The 3,872-nt window shown below is 68.4% G+C and carries 3 protein-coding genes and 1 pseudogene; all 4 read right to left on the bottom strand.

Going from position 1 to position 3,872, the window contains the following annotated elements:
* Positions 1-15: 15 nt before the first annotated feature.
* Positions 16-774, bottom strand: coding sequence for an ion channel (locus J7E68_RS15840; RefSeq protein ID WP_251049064.1), 759 nt, complete (start codon positions 772-774; stop codon positions 16-18).
* A 9-nt stretch (positions 775-783) separates the two neighbouring features.
* Positions 784-2,208, bottom strand: a complete 1,425-nt coding sequence (locus J7E68_RS15845) for a DUF2252 domain-containing protein (protein ID WP_215174185.1) — start codon at positions 2,206-2,208, stop codon at positions 784-786.
* On the bottom strand, positions 2,205-3,671 hold the full coding sequence (locus J7E68_RS15850; RefSeq protein WP_215174187.1) for a hypothetical protein: 1,467 nt from the start codon (positions 3,669-3,671) through the stop codon (positions 2,205-2,207). The genes J7E68_RS15845 and J7E68_RS15850 overlap by 4 nt, the downstream gene beginning before the upstream one ends.
* 14 nt (positions 3,672-3,685) lie before the next feature.
* Positions 3,686-3,872 (bottom strand): annotated as a pseudogene (locus J7E68_RS15855) (AI-2E family transporter); the annotation flags it as partial.

The following is a 3,872-nucleotide window of genomic DNA, read 5'->3' on the forward strand; positions in this document are numbered from 1 at the left end:
CGACGTTCCACTTCTTCATGACATCTCCTCGGGCGTGGGTGCGTGTGCAGGTGCGGGCGATACCTCGGGGGCCGCCTCGGACGCGGGACGGCGGTTGCCGCGCATGATCCGCGCCACGGCCGTGATCAGGAACAGCTGTCCGGTGACCGCCTCGGCGACGGCGATTCCCTGCACGGCGGGGCTCACCGGAACGATGTTGCCGTAGCCGGTGGTCGTGAGCGTCGTGTACGAGAAGAACAGCTGGCTCGAGAGGGAATCGACGACCTCTTCACCGAAGGTCGGCGTGATGGTCAGAAGCGCGCCGAGGTTGTAGACGAGAGCGAAGAACATGCCCACCAGGACGTACGCCGAGATCGCGGCGAGCAGAGCCTCGGCATCCAGGCCCCGCCGCGTGACCTGGTGTCTGATGATCGCGACCGGTGCGATGAGGAACGCGACCATCGACGCCGCCGACAGCGCGATGTCGAGTGCGTGTCCCTGCAGGTCGAACACTGCGACCACGATCGCGGCGATGCCCGCCGCCGAGAGGACGATCCAGGCGATGCGCTGCACCCGGGCGTGGGCCTCGGTCACGCGAAGCACGACGGCGACGGTGACCAGTTGCACCACGAACGCCGGCGGGCTCGGGTCGGTCGTGCCCTGAGCGGCGCACAGCCCGTAGGTGAGCACGAGCAGCGCGAGCACGAGCCAATAACCGGACGGCCATCCGGACACCGGCCTCGCGACGTGTGCCCCGAGAATCGCGGGTTCACGCATCGTGTATCGGGATCCCATGGAGGCGCCTCACACCGGTCCGTGCTCGCTCGGCAGTCGCCCCGATGCCAGAGCCGTCTTCAGAGCCCGGAAGTCGCTGTCGTTCTGATCGGCGTACGCCGCGGCGAAGTCCGCGATCGCCTCCTCGAACATCTCGCTCCGCCCCATGTACCCCGCGATCTGCACCCGGTCTCCCGAGCGGGAATGGGCTCGAGCCAGTGTCTCCCCGCAGATCCGCGCGTACAGGATCGCACCCCGCACGCTCATCGTGTCCGGGTCGATTCCCCCCTTCCCGTCCTGCAGCTGCCGGATGTAGAAGTCGCGGGGCTGCCCGTCGAGACCGACGACGGATTGCCATCCGAGGAAGATGTCGCTGGATGCCTGCATGAGGCGCTGGCCCCGCACGACGCGTTCCGCGTGGTCGTCGAACTCGCTCGGCCCGAGGAAGCGCTCCAGCACAGAGGCCTGAGCCTCCTTCGCCTGAAGGAGCAGAGGGTCGTCGTCGTCGCGTCCGCTGAGCAGGAGCACCCAGGCGCGTGTCCCCACGCTTCCGACACCGACGACCTTTCGAGCCATGTGTCGGTACCTGTACTCGGCGATCGGATGCCGTTCGCTGACGAGCGTCGTCCGATACGCGCCCAACACCTGGTGCATCACATCCGCTTCGTCTGCCGCGCGCCCCGCGTCGCGGATGAGATCCTCGACGGGGACGATCAGCGGCGGCGCCGCGACGATGCGCAGGTGGCCGTCGACGACGCGCACCAGCTTCTTGAAAGCCTTCCGATGATCGCGTTTTCGCGCCTTGTCGATCGTCGCGTCCAGCCGGCGCACCTCCTCGTCTCCCACCTGCCGGTCGAGCTGTGCCTGACGGGTCGACAGCCTCGCACTCTCTGCGTCGAGTCGGTCGTACCAGGCGTCGAGCACCCTCGACTTGGCCGCCGCCCTCATCGCGGTGCGATAGCCGTGTGCCGCGGCCACGACGCAGGCGCGCTCCTCGTCAGCGCTGAATCCACGCTGCCTGCTGGCCACCGCGAAGCTCGCCGCGAGTCGTTTCACATCCCACTCGAACGGCCCTGGAAGCGTCTCATCGAAGTCGTTGATATCGAAGATCAGGTGCCGCTCAGGGGAGCTGAACAGTCCGAAGTTCGACAGGTGCGCGTCTCCGCAGAGCTGCGCGATGATGCCGGTGTGCTCGGACGAGGCGAGGTCCGATGCCATGTGCAGGGCCGCCCCCCGATAGAAGGCGAGCGGGGACACGGCCATGCGCGCGTACCGCACCGGCGTGAGTTCCTGCACCCGTGATCGCCCCTGCTCCTCGAGCAGATAGATGGGATCCGGCCGGTCCGTGGCCGGTGACCATGCTGCGAGCTGCGACCGGGGCATTCGCGATCGAGCGGCGCGTCCTTCATCGCGCCGCTCGGCGAACGGCTTCGCGACCTCCGGGGACCGAGTCATGAGCTGGCTCGGCCAAGGGAGTCGGTGGAGGCGAGGGCAGCCTTCTCACGCGAGATCTCGTCCCGCGCGTCGTCCTCAGCCGCCACGGCATCGATGGCATCGGCATCGGCATCGGCATCGGCATCGTCATCGTCGGACGACGGACGTTCGACGACCTCCAGGACGAGGACGACGAGCAGCGACAGGGCCAGAGTCCACAGCACGAGTGCGGGGGTGAGCGGCCGTACGAGCAGCACGACCGCCGCACCGGCCACGATGATCGCAGCCCTCAGGAGAGCGCGTCTCGAGTACATCCACGTGCCGACGCGTCCGCTGCTCAGGCCGCGCCGGTCAAGGGTGCCGCGCAGCGAGGCGGCGCCACCGTGGACGACGGCGCGAAGTCGTCGTGGAACGTCGAAGGGGCCGGCGAACCACGCGACCACGGCGGTGACGAGCGCGAGCACGAGCACAGCCACGGCGGTGTCGCGCATGGCGCCGCCGACCAGTTCGTAGATCGCGCCCCCGGCATCCGCGGGGATGCCGTTGCTGCGCAGAGCGGCGTCGAAGAGCACCCTGCCGATGGCGAGACCCGCGAGCACGATCAGTATCACGAGACCGAGGGAGAGCGCTGCGGTGACCAGCGCGACCGAGCGTCGTCGCGCGACGACCACGCCGGCGGCGAGGAACACGATCGCCACCCAGGGCAACCAGAGTCCAGCGGCCACCACCAGCTCGTAGGCGAGCTGGACCGAGGCGAGGGAATCGACCTGCGCGACGGTGATCGTGCGATCGACCGTCGGAATCGACGCCGCGAATCCGACGCCCTGGTCGACGAGCACTTCTTTCGCGGCGTCGATGATCGGCGCCAGCTGAATCCCGATCGTGCCGTCGGACCCGAGTGCGATGGCCGCATCCGGATCGTCCTGCAGCGCGGACACCACCTGCGCGTGGCTGATGCGGAGCGCCGACGCCCAGACGTTCGCGAACGCTTCGGACTCGACGAAGCGCTCGACCAGGGTTCCCACGAGCGATTGCAGTCCCTGCGCAGCGGGTCCCTTCAGCAACTCCAGTGCACGAGTCGCCGCGGGGCCGGTGCCGAGGTCGATGATGCCGTCGATCACGTCCGTGGTGAGGGTCGGTATGTCGACCTGTCCCTCGATCGCCTCGACAACCTGATCGGTGACCGCGGACTGCACGTCAGGATCGCTCGCGAGCACGGCGTAGCTCGCGACGAATCGATCGGTGTCGGTGAGCTGCACGTTGCCCCAGGCAGCGACGAGGGCGACGGGTGCGATGAGCGTTCCCAGCACGATGAGGACGGTGGCCGAGAGAGTGCGTCCCCACCCGCGGGATCGGCGGCGCGACCCGACCGGATCGGGTGTCGAGGCGGGGGTTGCCGCCGGGATGCCGCCACGGAGGGCGCTGTTCTCGGCTTCGAGGGCAGCGAGGCGCCGCTGCAGCTCCTGGACCGTGGATCGTGCCATGTGATTCTCCGTCCTCAGACTCTCGCGTTCTGACGCGGGATGTGGACCTGCTTGATGATCAGAAGTATCGCGGCGGTGATCGGGATCGACACCAGTGCGCCGAGCAGACCGAGCAGGGCCCCGCCGATGAGCGCCCCGATGATCACGAGCGACCCTGGCACCGCGAGCGCCCTGTTCATGATGCGCGGCGGCGGCAGATAG

Source organism: Microbacterium sp. ISL-103, assembly GCF_018613995.1.
Lineage (GTDB): Bacteria > Actinomycetota > Actinomycetes > Actinomycetales > Microbacteriaceae > Microbacterium.